Genomic DNA, 20560 nt, shown 5'->3' with positions numbered 1-20560 from the left:
GAAGCGGAGACGAGAACAAAAGAAAAACCAAGCACTCGTAGCTTAACGGATAGAGCATCTGACTACGGATCAGAAGGTTGCAGGTTCGAATCCTGCCGAGTGCACATGGACAAGAGGCCCCCGGATCATCCGGGGGCCTCTTGCGTTTCCGGTGGAGGGTCGCGGCTGTGGAGTGGCGTTGTGCGGGGCTCGGGTGGCCGGGCGGGCAGCCCGTGCTGCGGTGGGACGGCGGACAGCGCAGCGTTCTCGCGTACGGGCGGGACATCGGGTTCCGGGCCGTCGGGGAGCGGCGGTGCGTGGGGGCGCGGGGCAATCCGTGTCCGCTGCGGGCCGTCGTGCCGGGTACGGCCACGCAGGCGCGCTGCCCGGAGTGCGCGCGGCTCGACCGGGCGTTCTCGGTGGCGGCGGACGGGGTGCCCGACGATCCGCGTACGTACCGGGTCTACCTCGCGTGGTTCGGCGCCGGGCTCGTGAAGGTGGGGATCACGGCGGAGGAGCGGGGCGCGGGGCGGCTCCTGGAGCAGGGGGCCGTGGCGTTCTGCTGGCTGGGGCGCGGGCCGCTGATGGCGGCACGGCGTACGGAGGAGCTGCTGCGGGCGGCGCTCGGGGTGCCGGACCGGGTGCCGTACGCCCGCAAGCGCGGGCTTCGTGGGGCGTTGCCCGGGTGGGGCGAGCGGGAACGGGAGCTCGCCGGGCTGCACGGCCGGGCCGTCGCGCTCGGCGGGTGGGCGGAGGCGCTGGAGCGGGTGCCGTTCGCCGCCGTCGACCACTCGGGGGCGTTCGGGCTCGACGACCGGGGCGGTCCGGCGGCGACGGGTGGCGTGGTGCGGGAGTTGGTCGACGGCGGGACGGTCGCGGGCCGGCTGGTCGCGGCGGCGGGGCCCGACCTTCACCTGGAGGTGGCGGGCGGGAGCGTGCTGGTGGTCGACACGCGGGTGCTCGTGGGGTGGGAGCTGGCGGCGGCCCACGCGGGGGCGGGGGTGACCGTGCCGGTGCGGGCCGTGGAGGCCGGGGGCGGTGGCGGTGGCGGTGGTGCCGAGCAGGACGGGCTCTTCTGACCGGGTGCACGAGCGGGTGTACGGCCGGGTGTACGGCCGACTTGCGGGCCGATGGACATCGGCTTGCTGACCGAATGGTCAAGTCCGGTCGACCGTTGGGCAAGAGTGGGCCGAAAAGGGTGGACGTGGGTGTGGTGCGGGCCCGAGTGTGACGCCATGAGCGATCACGCCACAGGTCCTGTCGGACCCTTCGAACCGCCCTACTACTCCGTCGTCTTCTCCTCCCTGCGCACGGACGGGGACAACGGCTACGGCGAGATCGCCGACCGCATGGACGAACTCGTCGTGGACGTACCCGGTTTCCTCGGCACCGAGTCGGCCCGCACGCCCGGCGGCCTCGGCATCACCGTCTCGTACTTCCGCGACGAGGAGTCCATCAAGGCCTGGCGCGGCAACTTGGAGCACCGCGCGGCCCAGCGCCGCGGACGCGAGGACTGGTACGAGAAGTACGTCCTGCACGTCGCGAAGGTGGAGAGGAGTCACGGCTTCGTGCGGGAGTGATAGCGAGGGCGGTGCGGGAGCCGACGGTGACCGCCGGATCGGCCGCGCCTTTCTCAGGGAATTCACAGGTTCGCGCAAGAGTGCTCTCAGGGGCGACGCGCAGGGTGTGGGGCATGACCACGACCACGCCCCAGGCGCGTACCGAACTGCTCAGGGCGGACGGGAGTCCCGTCCGCGTGCTCGTCGTGGACGACGAGGTGTCGCTCACCGAGCTGTTGTCCATGGCCCTGCGCTACGAGGGCTGGCAGATCCGCAGCGCGGGGGACGGGGCGGGCGCGGTGCGGACCGCGCGGGCGTTCCGGCCCGACGCCGTGGTGCTCGACATGATGCTGCCCGACATGGACGGGCTCTCCCTGCTCGGCAGGCTGCGCCGGGAGATGCCGGACGTGCCCGTGCTGTTCCTGACCGCGAAGGACGCGGTGGAGGACCGGATCGCCGGGCTCACCGCGGGCGGCGACGACTACGTCACCAAGCCGTTCAGCCTGGAGGAGGTCGTGGCGCGGCTGCGCGGGCTCATCCGGCGGGCCGGTGCCGCCGACAAGCGCAGCGAGTGCACGCTGGTCGTGGGGGACCTGACGCTCGACGAGGACAGTCACGAGGTGACGCGCGGCGGGGACTCCATCCACCTCACCGCCACCGAGTTCGAGCTGCTGCGCTATCTGATGCGCAATCCGCGGCGCGTGCTCAGCAAGGCGCAGATCCTCGACCGGGTGTGGAACTACGACTTCGGGGGCCAGGCCAACGTCGTCGAGCTGTACATCTCGTACCTGCGCAGGAAGATCGACGCGGGCCGCGAGCCGATGATCCACACGCGGCGCGGGGCCGGGTATCTGATCAAGTCCGCGGTGCCCGTCGCCGCCTCGTGACCTCGTCGCCCCGTGACCTCGTGACCTCGTGAGACCCACCCTCCGCACGCGCCTGGTCCTCTCCGCCGTCGCGCTGATCGCCGTCGTGTGCGCGGTCATCGGTGTGGTGACGACCCTTGCCCTCAAGTCCCATCTGTACGAGCAGTTGGACGGCGCGCTCGGCGGGGTCGCCCAGCGGGCTTCGGGGCCCGCCGTCGCGCCGGGACCGGCGCCCGGGGTGGGGCCCGGCGGAGGTTCCGGTACGCGGGACGGCGATCCGCTGGACTTCGTCACGCACGGGCCGCAGGAGATCGGCGCCGTCGGCGCGGAGGTGGGGCGGGACGGCTCGGTCGGGCGGGCCCTCGTCAGTACGGAGGACGACGCGGGCGCCACGGTGCCGGACGCGACGGAGCTGGACGCGGCGCAGCTGGCCGCGCTGGGTGGCGTACCGAGGGACGGGCAGGCGCACAACGTCGACCTGCCGGGGCTCGGGGAGTACCGCGTGACGTACACGAGCGGGCACAAGGGCGACTTCCTCGTCGGGCTGCCGACTGCCAAGGTGCGGAACACGCTCGGCACGCTGGTCGTCGTCGAGGTCTGCGTCACCGCGGCCGGCCTCGTCGCCGCGTCGCTCGCCGGGGCCGCGATGGTCGGCGTCGCGCTGCGGCCGCTGCGCAGGATCGCGAGCACGGCCACCCGGGTCTCCGAGCTCCCCCTGCACAGCGGCGAGGTGGCGCTGCACGAGCGCGTGCCCGACGCCGACCCGCGCACGGAGGTCGGGCAGGTGGGCGCCGCGCTCAACCGCATGCTCGACCACGTCCACTCCGCGCTGGACGCGCGCCAGCGCAGCGAGACGCGGGTACGGCAGTTCGTCGCGGACGCCAGCCACGAGCTGCGGACCCCGCTCGCCTCCATCCGGGGATACGCCGAACTGACGCGCCGCGGGCGGGAGTCGACCGGCCCCGACACGCGGCACGCGCTCGGCCGGATCGAGTCCGAGGCCGAGCGGATGACCGGCCTGGTCGAGGATCTGCTGCTGCTCGCGCGACTCGACGCGGAACAGCCGCTCTCGTACCGGAGCACTGATCTCGCACCGCTCGTCGTCGACGCGGTCGGCGACGCGCGCGCCGCCGGGCCCGGCCACCACTGGCGCCTCGAACTCCCCGACGAGCCCGCCCCGGTGAGCGCGGACACCGCGCGCCTGCACCAGGTCGTCGCCAACCTCCTCGCCAACGCCCGCACCCACACCCCGCCCGGCACGACGGTCACGGCCCGGGTGCGGCACGAGGGACCCCACGTACATCTGGAGGTCCAGGACGACGGGCCCGGCATCGCGCCCGGTCTCCTGCCCGCCGTCTTCGAACGGTTCGCCCGCGGCGACGCGTCCCGTTCGCGCCAGGCGGGGTCCACCGGGCTCGGCCTCGCCCTCGTGCGGGCCATCGTGACGGCGCACGACGGCACGGTGACCGTCGAGAGCGTGCCGGGGCGGACGGTGTTCGCCGTCACGCTCCCGGGCGCCGGGAACACACCGCCCACCACCTCACAGCCGGGCCACAGCCTCACCACACAGCCCTGACAGACCGCTTGGCGAGGGTCGGCGCCATGCGAACCGACCCTTACCCGGACGTGCTGCCGTCACGGGACCACCTCCCCGCCACCGGGCGTGACGTACCCGTCCTGGACGTCGTGATCCCGGTCCACAACGAGGAGAAGGACCTCGGGCCGTGCGTCCTGCGCCTGCACGACCACCTCGCCCGCACCTTCCCCTACCCCTTCCGCATCACCGTCGCCGACAACGCGTCCACGGACCGCACCCCGCAGGTCGCCGCCGAACTCACCGGCTCCGTCCGCGAGGTCCGGCACGTCCGGCTCGACCGGAAGGGGCGCGGCCGGGCGCTGCGCGCCGTCTGGTCCGCCTCCGACGCGCCGGTCCTCGCGTACATGGACGTCGACCTCTCCACCGACCTCAACGCGCTGCTCCCGCTCGTCGCCCCGCTGATCTCCGGCCACTCGGACCTGGCGATCGGCTCGCGCCTCGCGCGCAGCTCGCGGGTGGTGCGCGGGCCCAAGCGGGAGTTCGTCTCCCGCGCGTACAACCTCATCCTGCGCGGCTCTCTGCACGCCCGTTTCTCGGATGCCCAGTGCGGGTTCAAGGCGATCCGCGGTGACGTGGCGCGGGTGCTGCTGCCGCTGGTCGAGGACACGGGGTGGTTCTTCGACACCGAGATGCTCGTCCTCGCCGAGCGCGCCGGGCTGCGCATCCACGAGGTGCCGGTCGACTGGGTCGACGACCCCGACTCGACGGTCCACCTGGTGCGGACGGCCGCGGACGACCTCAAGGGCGTGTGGCGGGTGGGGCGGGCGCTCGCGGTCGGCGCGCTGCCGCTCGACCGGCTCGCCCGCCCGTTCGGCGACGACCCGCGCGACCGCAGGATCACCGGCGTACCCGGCGGCCTCACCCGCCAGCTCGTCGGCTTCTGTGTGGTCGGCGCGCTCTCGACCCTGTTCTACCTCCTCCTCTACAGCGGATTCCGTACGTTCACGGGGGCGCAGGCAGCCAACGCGCTCGCCCTCCTGGTGTCGGCGGTGGCCAACACGGCAGCGAACCGGAGGCTCACCTTCGGCGTACGCGGCCGGGACCGCGCGGTCCGCCACCAGGCGCAGGGCCTCGTCGTCCTCGCCATCGGCCTCGCCCTCACGAGCGGCTCCCTGGCGGCACTCGACGCGGCGTCGGCCCACCCCGCGCACTCCACGGAAGCGGCGGTCCTGCTCGCGGCGAACCTGGCGGCGACGGTGCTGCGTTTCCTGCTGCTCAGGGCGTGGGTCTTCCCGGACGGCGGGACCGACGCCCCCTCCCGCACCCCCACCCCCCACGACCCGAGGAACACACGATGACGATCACCTCGCACGCCGCGGAGCCCCTGCGAGCGGCTGACGGCGGGGCCGCGCCCGGGCGCGGCGGCGGAACCCTCGTGCGCCTCCGGCACGGGCGGGTCGACGACCCCCCATGGGCGCGGCCCGCGTTCCTCGGGCTGCTGCTCGTCACCGCCGGGCTCTACCTCTGGAACCTCAGCGCGTCCGGCTACGCCAACTCCTTCTACTCCGCCGCCGTCCAGGCCGGCAGCCGGAGCTGGAAGGCGTTCTTCTTCGGCTCGCTCGACGCGGGCAACGCGATCACCGTCGACAAGCCCCCGGCCTCGCTCTGGCCCATGGCGCTCTCCGTACGGCTCTTCGGCCTCAACTCCTGGGCCGTGCTCGTTCCGCAGGTCGTCATGGGCGTCGCCACGGTCGGCGTGCTGTACGCGGCCGTGCGGCGCCGGTTCAGTGCCGCCGCCGGGCTCATCGCGGGCGCGGTCCTCGCCCTGACGCCCGTCGCCGCGCTGATGTTCCGCTTCAACAACCCGGACGCGCTGCTCGCCCTCCTGATGACCGTCACGGTGTACTGCGTCCTGCGCGCCCTGGAGCACGGCCGCACCACGTGGCTGGTGTGGGCGGGCGCCGCGGTCGGCCTCGCCTTCCTCACCAAGACGCTGCAGGCGTTCCTGATCCTGCCGCCGCTCGCGGTCCTCTACGCGGTGTGCGCCCCGGTGCGGCCGCGCAGGCGTTTCGGCCAGCTCGCCCTGTCCGCGGGGGCGATGCTCGCCGCCGGCGGCTGGTGGGTCGCGGTCGTCGAGCTGTGGCCCGCGTCCTCGCGCCCCTACATCGGCGGCTCGCAGAACAACTCCTTCCTCGAGCTGACCTTCGGCTACAACGGCCTCGGCCGCCTCAACGGCGACGAGAACGGCAGCGTGGGCGGCGGCGGGCCCCGCGGCGGCGGCCCCGGCGGTGGGGGCGGGGCGGTGGTCAGTGGGGCGAGACCGGGCTCGGGCGGATGTTCGACTCCGAGATCGGCGGCCAGATCTCGTGGCTGCTGCCCGCCGCGCTGATCCTGCTGGTCGCCGGGCTCGTCGTCACCCGCAAGGCGCGCCGCACGGACACCGCGCGGGCGGCGTTCGTGGCGTGGGGCGGTTCGCTCCTGATGACCGCCGCGGTCTTCAGCTTCATGGCGGGGATCTTCCACCAGTACTACACGGTGGCCCTCGCCCCCTGCATCGCCGCGCTCGTCGGCATGGGCGCCACGGTCCTGTGGGAGGAGCGCGCCTCGCGATGGGCGGGCGCGGTGCTCGGGGTGACGGTCGCGGGCACGGCGGTCTGGGCGTACACCCTGCTCGGCAGGGCGGTGGATTACCTGCCCTGGCTGCGGTGGGCGGTGCTTGTCGCGGGGCTCGTCGGGGCGGTGGGGCTGCTGGTCGTGGGGCGGCTCGGGCGCGGGCTCGCGCTGGCCGCGGTCGGTCTGGGCATGGCGGCGTCCGTCGCGGGCCCGGTGGCGTACACCCTCTCGACGGTGGGCAGCGCGCACACGGGGTCGATCGTGACGGCGGGGCCGGCTTCGGCGGGGGGCGGCGGCATGGGCGGGCCCCGGGGCGGGGGTGCGCCCGGTGGGGGTGGGCCGGGTGGCGGCCCCGCCGGTCCGGGTGGCCAGACCCGTCCGGGCGGCGCCCCGCAAGGGCAGCCCGGCGGCGGGGCGCCCGGCGGTGGAATGCCCGGTGGTGGCCCCACAGGGGAGCGCGCCCGTGGCGGCGGCACGGGCGGTGGCATGGGCGGTGGCATGGGCGGTCTTCTGAACGGAGCCCAGGTCTCCGCCAAGGCCAAGTCCCTCCTGGAGCCGGACACCGGTGACGACTACACATGGGCCGCGGCTGCCATCGGATCCCAGAACGCGGCCAGTTACCAACTGGCCACCGGCGAGCCGGTGATGGCGATCGGCGGCTTCAACGGCAGCGACCCGTCACCGACCCTCGCGCAGTTCAAGAAGTACGTGGCGGACGGCGACATCCACTACTTCATCGCGAGCGGCGGCATGGGCGGAGGCGGCACCGAGATCACGTCCTGGGTGGCGTCGACGTACCAGAAGACCACAGTGGGCGGCGCCACGTTCTACGACCTGACGGCCCCCTCGCCCTAATTCCCTTGTACGCCGTACGGGAACTGTTCTACGGTGTACGTCGCGCCACCGCCTCGTACACCGTAGAACAGAAAACCCGGAAAGGGAGGGCCGATGACGGCAACGACAGCCGAGAACCCCACCGCCTCACAGAGGCACCCGCAGCGCTGGCTGATCCTCGGCGTCATCTGCCTGGCGCAGCTCACCGTGCTGCTCGACAACACCGTCCTGAGCGTCGCGATCCCCTCCCTCACCCGGGAACTGGACGCGTCGACGTCCGACATCCAGTGGATGATCAACGCGTACTCGCTGGTCCAGTCCGGCCTGCTGCTCACCGCGGGCAGCGCCGCCGACCGCTACGGCCGCAAGAAGATGCTCGCCGTGGGCCTCGCCCTCTTCGGCATCGGATCGCTGGCCGCAGGCCTCGCGCAGAGCTCCGGGCAGCTCATCGCCGCCCGCGCGGGCATGGGCGTCGGCGGCGCGCTCCTCATGACCACCACGCTCGCGGTGGTCATGCAGATCTTCGACGACGCGGAGCGTGTGAAGGCGATCGGCCTGTGGGCCACCGTCAGCTCCCTCGGGTTCGCGGCGGGACCGCTGCTCGGCGGCTTCATGCTCGACCACTTCTGGTGGGGCTCGATCTTCCTGATCAACATCCCCGTGGCGCTGATCGGTCTCGCCGCGGTCCTGAAGCTGGTACCGGAGTCGAAGAACCCCCAGGGCGACCGACCCGACCTGCTCGGCGCGCTGCTCTCGACGATCGGCATGGCCTCGGTGGTCTACGCGATCATCTCCGGGCCCGAGCACGGCTGGACGTCCGGGCAGGTCCTGGTGGCCGCCGCGGTCGGCGTCCTGGTCCTCGGCGCGTTCGCGCTCTGGGAGCTGCGGATCCCGTACCCGATGCTGGACGTGCACTTCTTCCGCGACCGGCGCTTCGTCGGCGCCGTCGCGGGCTCCATCCTGGTCGCCTTCGGCATGAGCGGCTCGCTCTTCCTGCTCACCCAGCACCTCCAGTTCGTGCTCGGCTACGAGCCGTTGGAGGCGGGACTGCGCACGGCGCCGCTCGCGGTGACCATCGTCGCCCTGAACCTGGCCGGCATCGGCGCGAAGCTGCACGCCAGGATGGGCACGCCCGTCACCATCGTGTCCGGCATGAGCCTGCTCGCCGCGGGTCTCGCGGCCATCGCGGTGCTCGGCGGCGACAACTACAACGGCCTGCTGTTCGGCCTGATCGTCATGGGCGCGGGCATCGCGCTGGCCATGCCGGCCATGGCCAACGCCATCATGAGCGCCATCCCGCCGGAGAAGGCGGGCGTGGGCGCGGGCATCAACGGCACGCTCGCGGAGTTCGGCAACGGCCTCGGGGTCGCCGTGCTCGGCGCGGTGCTCAACTCCCGCTTCGCGTCCCTCGTCGCGGTCCCCGCCGCGTCGTTCCCCGCGGCCGTGGCGGCGGCGGAGTCGTCCGGCGAACGCGAACGGATCGCCGACGCGTTCTCCTCGGGACTGGAGACGAGCCAGCTCGTGGGCGCGGCTGCGGTGTTCGTCGGAGGTGTCCTGGCTGCCGCGTTGCTGCGCAGGGCGGAGAGGGCAGACTCCGTGGGTAAGACAGCGGCATAGCATCAGGGGGAGGCGGATCGCCCGGCTCCGCTCGAGTACGAGCTGCTCGGCCTCCCCCACGCCGCCCACCCGGAGATCAAGAGAACCTCTCCAGGCCAGAGACCAACGAGGAAGGTGCGCCATGGCGAAGGCAGCCGGCCGCACGAAAGCCGCGGCGAAGACGAGTGTCTGGCTGCAGGACAAGGCGCCACGCGGCGGCGGCCGCAAGGTCGACCAGCCGAGCGGACTCGACAGGGACCGCATCACGCGGGCCACGGTCCGGCTCCTGGACGCGGAGGGCCTCGACAAGTTCTCCATGCGCAGGCTCGCCGGTGAACTGAACGTCACGGCGATGTCCGTCTACTGGTACGTGGACACCAAGGACGACCTCCTGGAGCTCGCCCTGGACGCGGTGTGCGGCGAGATGCGGCTCCCCGACACGGAGACCTCCCCGGAAGGGTGGCGCGAGCAGCTCCGCGCCCTGGCCGACGAGTACCGCGCGGCGCTGATCCGCCACCCCTGGGTGTCCCCGCTGGTCGGCCGGTTCCTCAACATCGGCCCCAACTGGCTGGCCTTCGCGCTCGCCATCCAGAACGCGGTACGCAACACGGGGCTGCCCGCGTACACGCAGAACGGCGTGATCTCGGCGGTGTTCCAGTTCGTGTACGGCTTCGGGACCATCGAGGGCCACTACCTCGCGCGGTGCGCGGAGGCGGGGATGACCCCGGAGGCGTACTACCGCGAGGCCGTCGGCACGGTCCGCGAAGAGCTCGCCACGCACGGGGTGCTGGAGAGCGCGGACGAGCTGATGGCCGCGCGGGCCGACGACACGGTCGAGGAGATGTGGGCCCGCGACTTCACGATCGCTCTGGACCTGATGATCGCGGGCATCGAATCCCTGCTGGCCAAGAACCCCTAGAAAGGGGCGGGCGGGGCCGTCGTCACGCCTGCGGCAGGACCTCCCCCTGCACGGCCTGGATGTCCAGCGTGACCTTCAGCGTCGTGCCGATCGCCGAGATCCCCGCCTGCACCACCTGGTTGTAGTTCATCGCGAAGTCCTCGCGGCGCAGCTCCGCCGTGGCGCGGAAGGCCGCCCGCGTGCCGCCCCACGGGTCCGCGCCGGTCCCCAGGTAGCTGAGGTCCAGGTCGACCGGGCGCACGACCCCGTGCATGCCGAGCTCGCCGTGGACCGTCCAGCGGTCCGTGCCCGCGGGCGTGAGGCCGTTCGACCGGTACGTGATCTCCGGGTACTGCTCGACGTCCAGGAAGTCCGCCGACTTCAGGTGCCCGTCGCGCATGCCGTTGCCCGTGTCGATCGACGCCGACCGGATGACCGCCTCGACGCGCGACTTCTCGACGTCCTCGGCGATCTCGATCCGCCCGCCGAACTCCGTGAACCGGCCGTGCACGCTGGTGATCCCGAGGTGCTGGGCGACCGCGCCCACGGTCGAGTGGGCCGGGTCTACGGTCCACGGACCGGGCGGCGGCAGCTCGGTGCCGCCCTGCCGGGCGAGGACGACGTTGCCGACCTCCGCCCGTCCGCTCGCCGTGACGAGCGCGGTGGACGCGACGGGCGCGTACCCGACGGCGGTCACGATGACGGTGTACGGCCCGGCCGCGAGGGCGGTCCCGTCCCGTACGACGCCCTCGTCGTCCGCGTCGGCCCGCAGTACCTGCGTCCCGGTCATGTCCGTCACCGTGACGACGGCGTGGGGCACGGCCCATCCGTCACGCGTCCGGATCCGAGCGTTCAGTGCCATCCCGTTTACTCCTTGCCGGGCTTCCCCGTTCGGGAAGCCTCACAGTCCGAGCCCGTCCGAGCTCAGTGCACGCTTCGATACGCAGACGGCCCCCGGCGGCGGTGACTGGCCGTCCCCTGCCATGTGTGCCACCGCCGGCCCGGGGGCCTCTCCGCAGCCGGCCCGTGACCGCGCCTCCGCTCGGGGCGCGGCCACGGGCCGGAGTCGTCACTCGCCCGGGTGGGCGAGCTCGATGTCGTGGCCGTCGATGCCGCTGCCGGCCACCGTCAGGCCCGTGGCCACCGGCGGGTACCCGGTCGCGATGACCGTGTAGTCGCCGCTGTCCAGGTCGGTGAAGGCGTACGCCCCGTCCGACCCGGTGGTGGCGGTGGCGACGACGTTGCCCGCGGCGTCCACGAGGGTGACGCGCGCGTCGTTCAGCGCCGCACCGCCCGCACGCACGGTGCCGAGCACCCGCGCGCCGGAGTTGAGCTCGACCTCGACCCGGGTGACCCCGGTGCCGCCGACCTCGACGGGCAGCGCCAGCGGGCGGTGTCCGGCGGCGTTCACCGCGATGGTGACGGTGCCGGGGACCAGCTCGGCGAAGGTGAACTCGCCCTGCTCACCGGAGAGCCCGGTGGCGAGGACGTCGCCGCGCACGTCGGTCACGATGACCATGGCGCCGCTGACGGGCAGCTTGCTGTCCGCGTCCCGCACCAGACCGCTGAGCCCGCTGGTGCCGCTGAGCAGGATGTCGTACGCGAGGGCGTCCTCGCCCACGACGACCGTGGAGGCCTGCGGCTGGAACCCGTCGGCCGACGCGATGAGCACGTACGAACCCGCACCCGGGGCGTCGACGGAGTAGGAGCCGTCGCCCTGCGCGACCGAGCGGCCGAGCTGCCGTCCCCCGAGGGAGATCAGCGTGACGGCGGCCTGCGGGACCGGTGCGCTCTCGGCGCCCCTGACATAGCCGCGTACCGGAATGCCGCCCGTGATCTGCGGGAGCTCACCGGAGCCCGCGCCGGGCTGTGCGGCGGACGCCACCGCGGCGAGCCGCTGCGTGCCCTCGGGGCCGGTCTCGGTGCCAGAGGCGACGGAGGCGAGCACGGGCTGCTCGGCGGTGGCCGCCGCGTCGCCCGCGGGGGCCGTGGCGGCAGAGGCGTCGGCCGGAGCCGAGCCGTCCGTCGTCTCCGACGCGGCCTGGGCCAGCCCGCCCGACGTCCGCAGCGGCACCTCCTTGATGAACAGCGTGATCAGGAAGGCGATCAGCGCCATCGGCGCGGCGATGAGGAAGACATCGGCGATGCCGTGCCCGTACGCGCTCTCCATGACCGTGCGGAACGGCTCCGGGATCTTCTCCAGGTCCGGGATGCCGCCGCCACCGGTGCCGCCGTGGCCGAACTGCGCCGCGGCCTTCGGGCCGAGGTCGGCGATGCCGTCCTTGACGTAGTCGGTGATCCGCGTCGACATGATCGCGCCGAGCGCCGAGACACCCATCGCACCGCCCAGCGAGCGGAAGAAGGTGACGGTGGAGCTGGCGGAGCCGAGGTCCTCGGGAGCGACCTGGTTCTGCGTGCAGAGCACGAGGTTCTGCATCATCATGCCGATGCCGAGACCCATCAGGGCCATGAAGATCGCGATGTGCCAGTACTCGGTGTCGTACCGGATGGTGCCGAGCAGACCGAGGCCCGCCGTCACCAGCACGCCACCGCTGACCAGCCACGCCTTCCACTTGCCGGTCTTGGTGATGACCTGGCCGGACACGGTGGAGGAGACGAACAGACCACCGATCATCGGGATGGTCATGACGCCGGACATCGTCGGGGACTCGCCCCGCGCCAGCTGGAAGTACTGGCTGAAGAACACCGTGCCCGCGAACATCGCGACACCCACGAAGAGCGAGGCGAGCGAGGCGAGCGTGATGGTGCGGTTGCGGAAGAGGCGCAGCGGGATGATCGGCTCGCTCGCCCTGGACTCGACGAGCACGAAGATCAGCGCGAGCACGATCGAACCGCCGACCATGGCGCCGGTCTGCCAGGACATCCAGTCGTACTTGTCACCGGCGAAGGTGACCCAGACGAGCAGCAGGCAGACGGCGGCGCTGATGAAGAAGGCGCCGGCCCAGTCGACCTTGACGTCACGCTTGACGACGGGAAGCTTCAGCGTCTTCTGGAGCACGATCAGCGCGATGATCGCGAAGGGCACGCCGACGTAGAAGCACCAGCGCCAGCCGAGCCACGAGGTGTCGGTGATGACACCGCCGAGCAGCGGGCCGCCGACGGTGGCGACGGCGAAGGTCGCACCGAGGTAGCCGGAGTACCGCCCGCGCTCGCGCGGGGAGATCATCGCGGCCATGACGATCTGCGCCAGGGCGGAGAGACCGCCTACGCCGATGCCCTGCACAACGCGGCAGGCGATCAGCATCCCTGCGCTCTGCGAGAGACCGGCGACGACCGAACCGCCGACGTAGATGATCAGGGCTATCTGTACGAGCGCCTTCTTGCTGAAGAGGTCGGACAGCTTGCCCCACAGGGGCGTCGTCGCGGTCATGGCGAGCAGCGACGCGGTGACGACCCAGGTGTAGGCGGACTGGCCGCCGCCGAGGTCGCCGATGATTTCGGGCAGGGCGTTGGAGACGATCGTCGACGAGAGGATCGCCACGAACATGCCGAGCAGCAGCCCGGACAGCGCTTCCATGATCTGCCGGTGCGTCATCGGAGCGTTCTCACCGTGGTGACCGTGGTGGGCTCCGTGCTTGGCATGGCTGCCCCGCACACCGGCTGGTGTGGTTGTTGCCATGGACTTCCTTTTCTTACGCGGGTGTACGGGTGGTCTCCGACGTGGTCCGCACGTCGTGGGGGGAAGGGGTCAGCCGGGCCGAAGCCGCGCGGCAGTCCCCGAAGCTGTCGCGCAGGCGCGCCAGCAACGTGCTGAGCTGGACGACCTCGTCGTCGGTCCAGTCGTGCAGGTAGTGGGTGAGCGTCCGGATGGAGAGGTCGGAGAGCTCGTCCACCTTGGCCCTGCCCCCGGGCGTGAGCCGCAGGATCCGGGAGCGCTTGTCGGCGGGGTCGGGATCGCGGACGATCCATTCCTTGTCCGCGACATGGGCGACGTGGCGGCTGGTCACCGACGTGTCGACGGCGAGCAGCTCCGCGAGCCTGCTCATCCGCATCGCACCGTGGCGGTCGAGCAGGATGAGTACGGCGGCGGATCCGGCGGGGCAGTCGTGCGGCAGGCCCCGTCCGAGACCGCGCTTCACGGCACCGATGGCGCTGAGCTGTCGGGCCAGCTCCTCGTACTGACGCTGCGCGGCCACGGCACCTCCAATTTTTTGTTGCTTAGGGCAACGATAGAAGCAGTTGGTTGCCGCAGGCAAACTAAAAAGGGTCCATCGGGCTAAAGAGTCGGCAAAGCGTTGGGACCTCGCTCGTAAAGTCGCTGGCCAGAGGGGGTTGGGCCGATGGCGCTGCATTCGCTAGGGTCCTGCTCCATGGCACACAACCCCCAGGGCAACCAGGGCAACCCCGATCCCGCAGGCAGCACGCAGATGTTCCGCGCGTTCGTCGATGAGGCGCCGCGCGGTGGCCGCCAGGCGGCGGCTCCTTCTTCCTCCGGCCCGCGCGTGGGCCTGATCATCGGCGTGATCGTCGCGGTCGCGGTGGTGGCCGGGGTGGCGTGGCTGACGCTCGCCTAGCGGCGCTTGGGCGGGTTCGGCGGTCTCGTCGTCGGGTGCGGGTGTGTGGGGGCTGATCGCGCAGTTCCCCGCGCCCCTGACCGGGACCTTGCTCGGGTCCGCCGAGTGGTCGGGCTGGCCGTGGGCTGGCCAGGGGTGCCGGGTGCGGGTGTGTCGCGGCTGGTCGCGCAGTTCCCCGCGCCCCTGACCTGCGTCTCGCTCGGGTTCGCCGAGCGGCTGGGCTCGTCCTGGGCTGGTTGGGAGCGCCGGGTGCGGGTGCGTCGTGGTTGCTCGCGCAGTTCCCCGCGCCCCTGACCGGGGCCTCGCTCGGGTTCGCCGAGTGGTCGGGCTCGTCCTGGGCTGGCCAGGAGGGCCGGGTGGGTTCGGGTGCGGGTGCGTTGTGGTTGCTCGCGCAGTTCCTCGCGCCCCTGGCCGGCGTCCCGCTCGGGTTCGCTGAGCGGCTGGGATCGTTCCGGATCACCTAGGGGCGCGGGGAACTGCGCGGCCGGCCCCCACGCACCCGCAGGCATGCGAGGCCCCCCGGCAGGGCTACCGCCACTTCACGTCGACGTCTCGCGTCTCCACGTGCATACCGAGCGGAACCCGCCACGCGTCGACGCAAACCGGCCAGGTTTTCTCCTTTTTCTGCCCGGGTCCGATCGGCGCCGGCAGCTTCACGGTCGACTCGATCGTGGCCCAGTCGACGCCGAGCGCGCCGATGACGTGCGTCCCGAAGGTCACCGTGCCCGAACGCACCGGTGAGCCACCGGTGTTGCGGAAGGCGAGGGTGACGTTCTCGCACCAGCGTTTGTCCGCGGGCTTCCGCTCGGGGTCGCCGACGGAGAGCGCGGCGGGCCCGCTGGGTGGGTCGGGCTTCGGGGCCGGCCCCGGATCCGGCCTCGGGTCCGGCTTCGGTCCAGGCTTCGGTCCGGGGTTCGGCTTCTGAGAGCCGGGGGCGCCCGTTCCGGGACCGCCCGATCCCGGCGCCGACGGACCGCCGGAGCCACCCTCCGTACGCCCGGAGCCTGGTCCGTCGTCCGACGCGTCATCCGGGGAAGAGCTACCGGACGCCGAACTTCCCGTCTTGGCGGGCGACTTCCCCTCCGAGCCGCCTGCACCACGTGGCGCCGCAGAGGAGGAGGACCTCCCGCCCCCGCGGGCGGCGGAGTCGCCGGCCTCGTCGAGCGGCACCAACTTCACGTCATCGCCAGGGCCCACGGCCTGTCCCCGGGCCCGCTCAGGGGCCGCCCCGGTCGCCACGTAACCCTCGTCGCCGCCGTCGCCGCAGGCGGACAGCAGTCCGCCGAGGCAGAGCACGGCGGCACCCGCACCGAGCACGTTCCGTACGCCACGTCGCATCGCGCCAGTGTGGCTGACGGGTCGTCATTTAGGAACCCCGTCAGCAACACGGGCCACGCCTGCGGGCGTTGACGCCCTCAGCCCGAGATCGGCGCGGGATCAGTCCGAGATGAGGCCCTCGCGCAGCTGCGCGAGCGTCCGGGTCAGCAGCCGGGACACGTGCATCTGCGAGATGCCGACCTCCTCGCCGATCTGCGACTGCGTCATGTTGGCGAAGAAGCGCAGCATGATGATGCGGCGCTCGCGCGGCGGCAGCTTGGCGAGCAGCGGCTTGAGGGACTCGCGGTACTCCACGCCCTCCAGGGCCGTGTCCTCGTACCCGAGGCGGTCCGCGAGAGAGCCCTCGCCGCCGTCGTCCTCGGGGGTCGGGGAGTCGAGCGACGACGCCGTGTACGCGTTGCCGACCGCGAGGCCGTCGACGACGTCCTCCTCCGAGACGCCGAGCGCGGCGGCGAGCTCGGGCACGGTCGGCGAGCGGTCGAGGCGCTGGGCGAGCTCGTCGCTGGTCTTCGTGAGAGCGAGCCGCAGCTCCTGGAGGCGGCGCGGCACGCGCACCGACCAACTGGTGTCCCGGAAGAAGCGCTTGATCTCGCCGACGACCGTCGGCATCGCGAACGTCGGGAACTCCACGCCGCGTTCGCAGTCGAAACGGTCGATCGCCTTGATCAGACCGATCGTTCCGACCTGGACGATGTCCTCCATCGGTTCGTTGCGACTGCGGAACCGAGCTGCCGCGTACCGCACGAGCGGCAGGTTGAGCTCGATGAGCGTGTCGCGTACATAGACGCGCTCCGGGCTGTCCTGGGCGAGCGTGGCGAGCCGCAGGAAGAGGGAGCGGGACAGGGTCCGGGTGTCGATGGCTTCCGAGGCTGTTGAGCTGTGAAGCGCGTCGGGCGCGGATTCGCTCGGGCTCTTGACGAGCGTGAGCGTGAGCACCTTCGAGCTGCCCTGGTCTGCGGACATGCCACCCCCTTGAGGTCGCGGACGGTCGCGGCGAGCGCTCCGTCGGAGGAACGCAGCCTCCACCTGAATACCGGAGGTGGGGCTACGGCAAACGCGGTTCCAGCAGAATGTCACATGTCGGCAACACGCTGTAGTTACTTGTCGACAAACAAGGGTGACATCCGTGCAGGAAAGAGGGGGTCTGGGGCTTTTCAGCAAAGAGTGCCGTCGGGAACAGCCCCGACGGCACTCCACTCGAACCGGTTACGCCTCGATACGGTTTGCGGACCGGAGGCGTGCGAAGCTCCTGGCGAGCAGTCGCGACACGTGCATCTGCGAAACACCCAGCTCGGCACTGATCTGGGACTGCGTCAGATTGCTGTAGTAGCGCAGGAGGAGGATCCGCTGCTCGCGCTCGGGCAGCTGGACCAGGAGGTGGCGTACGAGGTCGCGGTGCTCGACGCCGTCGAGTGCGGGATCCTCGTAGCCGAGCCGGTCGAGCAGGCCGGGCAGCCCGTCGCCCTCCTGGGCGGCCTCCAGCGACGTCGCGTGGTACGAGCGCCCGGCCTCGATGCAGGCGAGCACCTCGTCCTCGGTGATGCGCAGCCGCTCGGCGATCTCCGAGGTCGTCGGCGAGCGCCCGAAGGCGGTGGTGAGGTCCTCGGTCGCCCCGGTGACCTGCACCCACAGCTCGTGCAGGCGTCGCGGTACGTGGACCGTGCGCACGTTGTCGCGGAAGTACCGCTTGATCTCGCCCACCACGGTCGGCATCGCGAAGGTCGGGAACTGTACGCCGCGCTCGGGGTCGAACCGGTCGATGGCGTTGATGAGGCCGATGGTGCCGACCTGGACGACGTCCTCCATCGGCTCGTTGCGGCTGCGGAAGCGGGCGGCCGCGTACCGGACGAGCGGCAGGTTGGCCTCGATGAGCGCGCCGCGCACCCTGCCGTGTTCCGGGCTGCCCGGCTCCAGGTCCTTGAGCTGGCCGAAGAGGACCTGGGTGAGGGCGCGGGTGTCGGCGCCCCGGGTGCTTCCGGTGCTCCCGGTGGTTCCGGTGCTCCCGGCGGTTCCAGCCGTTCCGGTGCTTCCGGTGGGTCCGGCGGTTCCGGTGCTGCCGGGGCTCTGGGCGGTCCTCGCGGGCGGCGCTTCGGGCGCAGTACTGGCCGGCACGGTCAACGCCACCCCTTCTCAGACAGGCACTGTCAGTCAGGCTCAGTCAAGCTCGATCGACGCTCGGTCGACCTCGGTCAACTCATCCGTCAAAAGCGGTCATAGCATCACAAGACATGTGCACTGTGTGCAAGCACCTGATAACTACGTGTTGAGGGCAAGTTGGGGCGTACGACAGGGAACGGCCCCGCACCGTCGCGGTGCGGGGCCGTCCAGGGGCCGGAGAGGTGAGGGGGCGGGCCGGTGGGGCCCGGGGCTCAGAACTCGTAGTCGGCGATCACCCACGTGGCGAACTCGCGCCACAGCGCGACGCCCGCCTGGTGGGCCGGGTGCTCGATGTACCGCTTCAGCGCATCGACGTCCTCGACCGCCGAGTTGATGGCGAAGTCGTACGCGATGGGGCGGTCGGTGATGTTCCAGTCGCACTCCCAGAACGTGAGCTCCGGGATCTGTCCGCCGAGGGCGCGGAAGGCCTCGACGCCCTCGACCACGCGCGGCTCGTCGCGCTGGACGCCGTCGTTGAGCTTGAAGAGGACCAGATGGCGGATCACGGGCACTCCTTGGAGAGGGCTGCGGCCGGACAGCCGCTCAGTCCTTGCCTCCGTTGGCGACCCACGTCATGAAGTCGCCGATGCTCTGAGCGGCGCTCGAAATTCCCTCGAACCCTATCTGCACGTAGTCGGCGGCTTTGGCGGGGTCGGTGATGATCACGTAGAGCACGAAGACGACCACCGCGAAAAGGCCGAGCTTCTTCCACTGCACTGCCACGATCTGGCCTCCCCTTGCCGTGCCCCGTGTGACCCCTGTGACGGCGGCGAGTCTAACCCGGACGGTGCTGACGGGGCTTTTGACGGTACTCACGGGGCTTTTAAGGACCAACGGCCCGGCAGCAGAGGTCCTTTGCCCGCGCTCCGCGGACGGCCCGGGGGACAGGATTGGTGGTGAGCCCGGCGGATCTGGCAGGAATCCGCGGGGCGAGGGATTGGCCCCACTGCGGGGTCCGCGCCGTCTGCTTCCCCCCTGACGGCGGCGCTGACTTGAGGGCCGGTCCTCGTCGGGGGGAGCGGCTTGTCCCCCCGATGCCGCTTCCCCCGCCCTTACGGGAGGGAGAACCCCGGTGCCGTACAGGTACCGGGGTTCTCTGTGCGTTCGCAGGTACCGGGGTTCCCTGTGCGTTCGCGGTTCTCCGCGTGTCCGGGAAGGTGTGCGCACGACGAAGGGCCCGTCCCTGAGGACGGGCCCTTCGTATCAAGAGCGGTAGCGGTGGGATTTGAACCCACGGAAGGGGGTTACCCTTCACTCGCTTTCGAGGCGAGCTCCTTCGGCCGCTCGGACACGCTACCGAGAGGAACTCTAGCCCAAGGTGGGCCGAGGACAGAAATCCTTTGGGACCGGCCCCTCGTTTCGGCGGTTCAGCGGTGCCGGAAGAACTCCGTCAGCTGCGCGGAGCACTCCTCGGCGAGGACACCGTGGACGACTTCGGGCCGGTGGTTGAGCCTTCTGTCGCGTACGACGTCCCAGAGCGAGCCCGCCGCTCCCGCCTTCTCGTCGCGCGCTCCGTAGACGACCCGGTCCACGCGGGACTGCACGAGCGCACCCGCGCACATCGTGCACGGTTCCAGCGTCACGACGAGCGTGCAGCCGGTCAGCCGCCACTCGCCGAGCTCCGCGGCGGCCCTGCGCAGCGCGAGCACCTCCGCGTGCGCGGTGGGGTCGCCGCCGGCCTCGCGTTCGTTGTGCCCCGCCGCGATCACCGTCGTGCCGTCCGGGGACAGCACGACGGCGCCGACGGGAACGTCACCGCCCTTGCCGGCCAGCTCGGCCTCGGCCAGAGCGAGCCGCATGGGCGCCCGCCAGCGGTCGCGTACGGGGTCGGGTTCGGATGCGGGGCCTGGTGCGGGGCCTGATGCGGGTTCGTATGTGGCTTCGCGTGCGGCTTCGCATGCGGGATCGGTCGGGGTGATCGGTTGGGTCGGGGCGGGTGGATTTGTCGGGTCGGTCTGGCCGGTCTGGCCGGTCTGGCCGGTCTGGCCGGTCGGGGTGGTCGGGTCGGTCACACGGGGAACCTAGCGGACGGTCTCCAGCACCTCCGCCGCTCCGAGGATGTCGGCGATCTCGCTGAGCGCGTCGCCGCTCTCCAGGCCGAGCAGATCCTTCTCGGGCACGCCGAGGTCGGCGAGGATCTCCGAGTCGCCGAGCGGCCCGGGAGGCGCACCCGGCGTACCGGAGTCGTCGTCGGATTCCGGGTCTCCCTCGGCGTCGGCGTCCGACGCCTCCGGTTCGCCGTCCTCCGTGCCGTCGAGGTCCAGGGCGTCCAGGTCGACCGCCCCGTCGTCGTCGGGGGCCCGGCCGAGCATCTCGTCGGTGAGCAGGATCTCCCCGTACGAGCTGCGGGCGGCCGCGGCCGCGTCGGACACGTAGATACGAGGGTCGTCCTCACCGTCGATGCGGACGACGCCGAACCACGCGTCTTCCTGTTCGATGAAGACGAGCACCGTGTCGTCGTCGTAATCGGCCGTGGCTTCACGGGCCAGGTCGGCCAGATCCGACAGGGTCTCCACATCGTCGAGCTCCGTGTCGCTCGCTTCCCACCCGTCTTCGGTGCGCGCGAGCAGTGCGGCGAAGTACACCGTGACTCTCCCACTGGTCATAGGCAGTGCCGGTTGGCGGTTTTGGGTTCCCCCCGGCGAGGT

Annotated in this window: 19 protein-coding genes, 2 tRNA genes and 1 pseudogene; 11 read left to right on the top strand and 11 right to left on the bottom strand. The window is 71.6% G+C overall.

Going from position 1 to position 20560, the window contains the following annotated elements:
- The first annotated feature begins 31 nt into the window (after nt 1-31).
- The 9 genes and pseudogenes from AC07DO_RS11560 to AC07DO_RS11520 all read left to right on the top strand — a co-directional run bounded on the left by AC07DO_RS11560 (nt 32) and on the right by AC07DO_RS11520 (nt 9903).
- A tRNA-Arg gene (locus tag AC07DO_RS11560) sits at nt 32-104 on the top strand.
- Between the two features lie 63 nt (nt 105-167).
- Nucleotides 168-1058: a DUF2797 domain-containing protein gene (locus AC07DO_RS11555; protein ID WP_479058787.1), complete on the top strand. Its 891-nt coding sequence runs from the start codon at nt 168-170 to the stop codon at nt 1056-1058.
- A gap of 156 nt (nt 1059-1214) precedes the next feature.
- Nucleotides 1215-1559: an antibiotic biosynthesis monooxygenase family protein gene (locus AC07DO_RS11550; RefSeq protein ID WP_479058785.1), complete on the top strand. Its 345-nt coding sequence runs from the start codon at nt 1215-1217 to the stop codon at nt 1557-1559.
- 113 nt (nt 1560-1672) lie between these two features.
- Complete coding sequence (locus AC07DO_RS11545; RefSeq protein ID WP_479058783.1) at nt 1673-2425, top strand: response regulator transcription factor; 753 nt, start codon at nt 1673-1675, stop codon at nt 2423-2425.
- Between the two features lie 28 nt (nt 2426-2453).
- The gene (locus AC07DO_RS11540; protein ID WP_479058782.1) at nt 2454-3980 is read left to right on the top strand and encodes a sensor histidine kinase; all 1527 of its coding nucleotides are present in this window, start codon (nt 2454-2456) and stop codon (nt 3978-3980) included.
- Nucleotides 3981-4006: 26 nt separating this feature from the next.
- A complete protein-coding gene (locus AC07DO_RS11535) occupies nt 4007-5299 on the top strand; it encodes a bifunctional glycosyltransferase family 2/GtrA family protein (RefSeq protein WP_479058781.1) in 1293 nt (430 codons plus the stop codon).
- Nucleotides 5296-7409 (top strand): annotated as a pseudogene (locus AC07DO_RS11530) (ArnT family glycosyltransferase). Before AC07DO_RS11535 ends, AC07DO_RS11530 begins: the two are co-directional and overlap by 4 nt.
- 93 nt (nt 7410-7502) lie before the next feature.
- The gene (locus tag AC07DO_RS11525; protein WP_479058780.1) at nt 7503-9005 is read left to right on the top strand and encodes an MFS transporter; all 1503 of its coding nucleotides are present in this window, start codon (nt 7503-7505) and stop codon (nt 9003-9005) included.
- 121 nt (nt 9006-9126) lie between these two features.
- Nucleotides 9127-9903, top strand: a complete 777-nt coding sequence (locus AC07DO_RS11520; RefSeq protein WP_479058778.1) for a TetR/AcrR family transcriptional regulator — start codon at nt 9127-9129, stop codon at nt 9901-9903.
- A gap of 22 nt (nt 9904-9925) precedes the next feature.
- On the opposite strand, the gene AC07DO_RS11515 is transcribed toward AC07DO_RS11520, so the two are convergent.
- From AC07DO_RS11515 to AC07DO_RS11505, 3 genes are all read right to left on the bottom strand, one after another.
- A complete protein-coding gene (locus tag AC07DO_RS11515) occupies nt 9926-10744 on the bottom strand; it encodes a YceI family protein (RefSeq protein WP_479058776.1) in 819 nt (272 codons plus the stop codon).
- Between the two features lie 207 nt (nt 10745-10951).
- A complete protein-coding gene (locus AC07DO_RS11510) occupies nt 10952-13438 on the bottom strand; it encodes an MFS transporter (protein ID WP_479059712.1) in 2487 nt (828 codons plus the stop codon).
- Nucleotides 13439-13535: 97 nt separating this feature from the next.
- Complete coding sequence (locus AC07DO_RS11505) at nt 13536-14039, bottom strand: MarR family winged helix-turn-helix transcriptional regulator (RefSeq protein ID WP_479058774.1); 504 nt, start codon at nt 14037-14039, stop codon at nt 13536-13538.
- 174 nt (nt 14040-14213) lie between these two features.
- On the opposite strand from AC07DO_RS11505, the gene AC07DO_RS11500 reads away from it, so the two are divergent.
- Nucleotides 14214-14417, top strand: coding sequence for a hypothetical protein (locus tag AC07DO_RS11500; protein WP_479058773.1), 204 nt, complete (start codon nt 14214-14216; stop codon nt 14415-14417).
- 266 nt (nt 14418-14683) lie between these two features.
- Nucleotides 14684-14881 carry a hypothetical protein gene (locus AC07DO_RS11495; protein ID WP_479058771.1) on the top strand — a complete coding sequence of 66 codons (198 nt, stop codon included), beginning with the start codon at nt 14684-14686 and terminating at the stop codon, nt 14879-14881.
- A 64-nt stretch (nt 14882-14945) separates the two neighbouring features.
- On the opposite strand, the gene AC07DO_RS11490 is transcribed toward AC07DO_RS11495, so the two are convergent.
- From AC07DO_RS11490 to AC07DO_RS11455, 8 genes are all read right to left on the bottom strand, one after another.
- Nucleotides 14946-15755 (bottom strand): hypothetical protein, encoded by an 810-nt coding sequence (locus AC07DO_RS11490; RefSeq protein WP_479058770.1) that lies wholly within the window; start codon nt 15753-15755, stop codon nt 14946-14948.
- Nucleotides 15756-15854: 99 nt separating this feature from the next.
- A complete protein-coding gene (locus AC07DO_RS11485; protein WP_150169731.1) occupies nt 15855-16718 on the bottom strand; it encodes an RNA polymerase sigma factor SigF in 864 nt (287 codons plus the stop codon).
- A gap of 243 nt (nt 16719-16961) precedes the next feature.
- Entirely contained in the window at nt 16962-17867 is a 906-nt protein-coding gene (locus AC07DO_RS11480; RefSeq protein WP_479058768.1) for an RNA polymerase sigma factor SigF, read from the bottom strand.
- Between the two features lie 257 nt (nt 17868-18124).
- Entirely contained in the window at nt 18125-18418 is a 294-nt protein-coding gene (locus AC07DO_RS11475) for a Dabb family protein (protein WP_150217546.1), read from the bottom strand.
- 37 nt (nt 18419-18455) lie between these two features.
- Complete coding sequence (locus AC07DO_RS11470) at nt 18456-18635, bottom strand: hypothetical protein (RefSeq protein WP_150169725.1); 180 nt, start codon at nt 18633-18635, stop codon at nt 18456-18458.
- A 487-nt stretch (nt 18636-19122) separates the two neighbouring features.
- Nucleotides 19123-19210: transfer RNA gene (locus AC07DO_RS11465), tRNA-Ser, on the bottom strand.
- A gap of 69 nt (nt 19211-19279) precedes the next feature.
- A complete protein-coding gene (gene tadA / locus AC07DO_RS11460; protein ID WP_479059710.1) occupies nt 19280-19711 on the bottom strand; it encodes a tRNA adenosine(34) deaminase TadA in 432 nt (143 codons plus the stop codon).
- Nucleotides 19712-19933: 222 nt separating this feature from the next.
- On the bottom strand, nt 19934-20518 hold the full coding sequence (locus AC07DO_RS11455; protein WP_479058767.1) for a tRNA adenosine deaminase-associated protein: 585 nt from the start codon (nt 20516-20518) through the stop codon (nt 19934-19936).
- Nucleotides 20519-20560: the final 42 nt, after the last annotated feature.

The sequence above is a fragment of the Streptomyces sp. NPDC045678 genome, from assembly GCF_056432085.1.
Note: the sequence above shows the minus strand (reverse complement) of the source record. Positions and strands in the feature narration are given on the sequence as shown.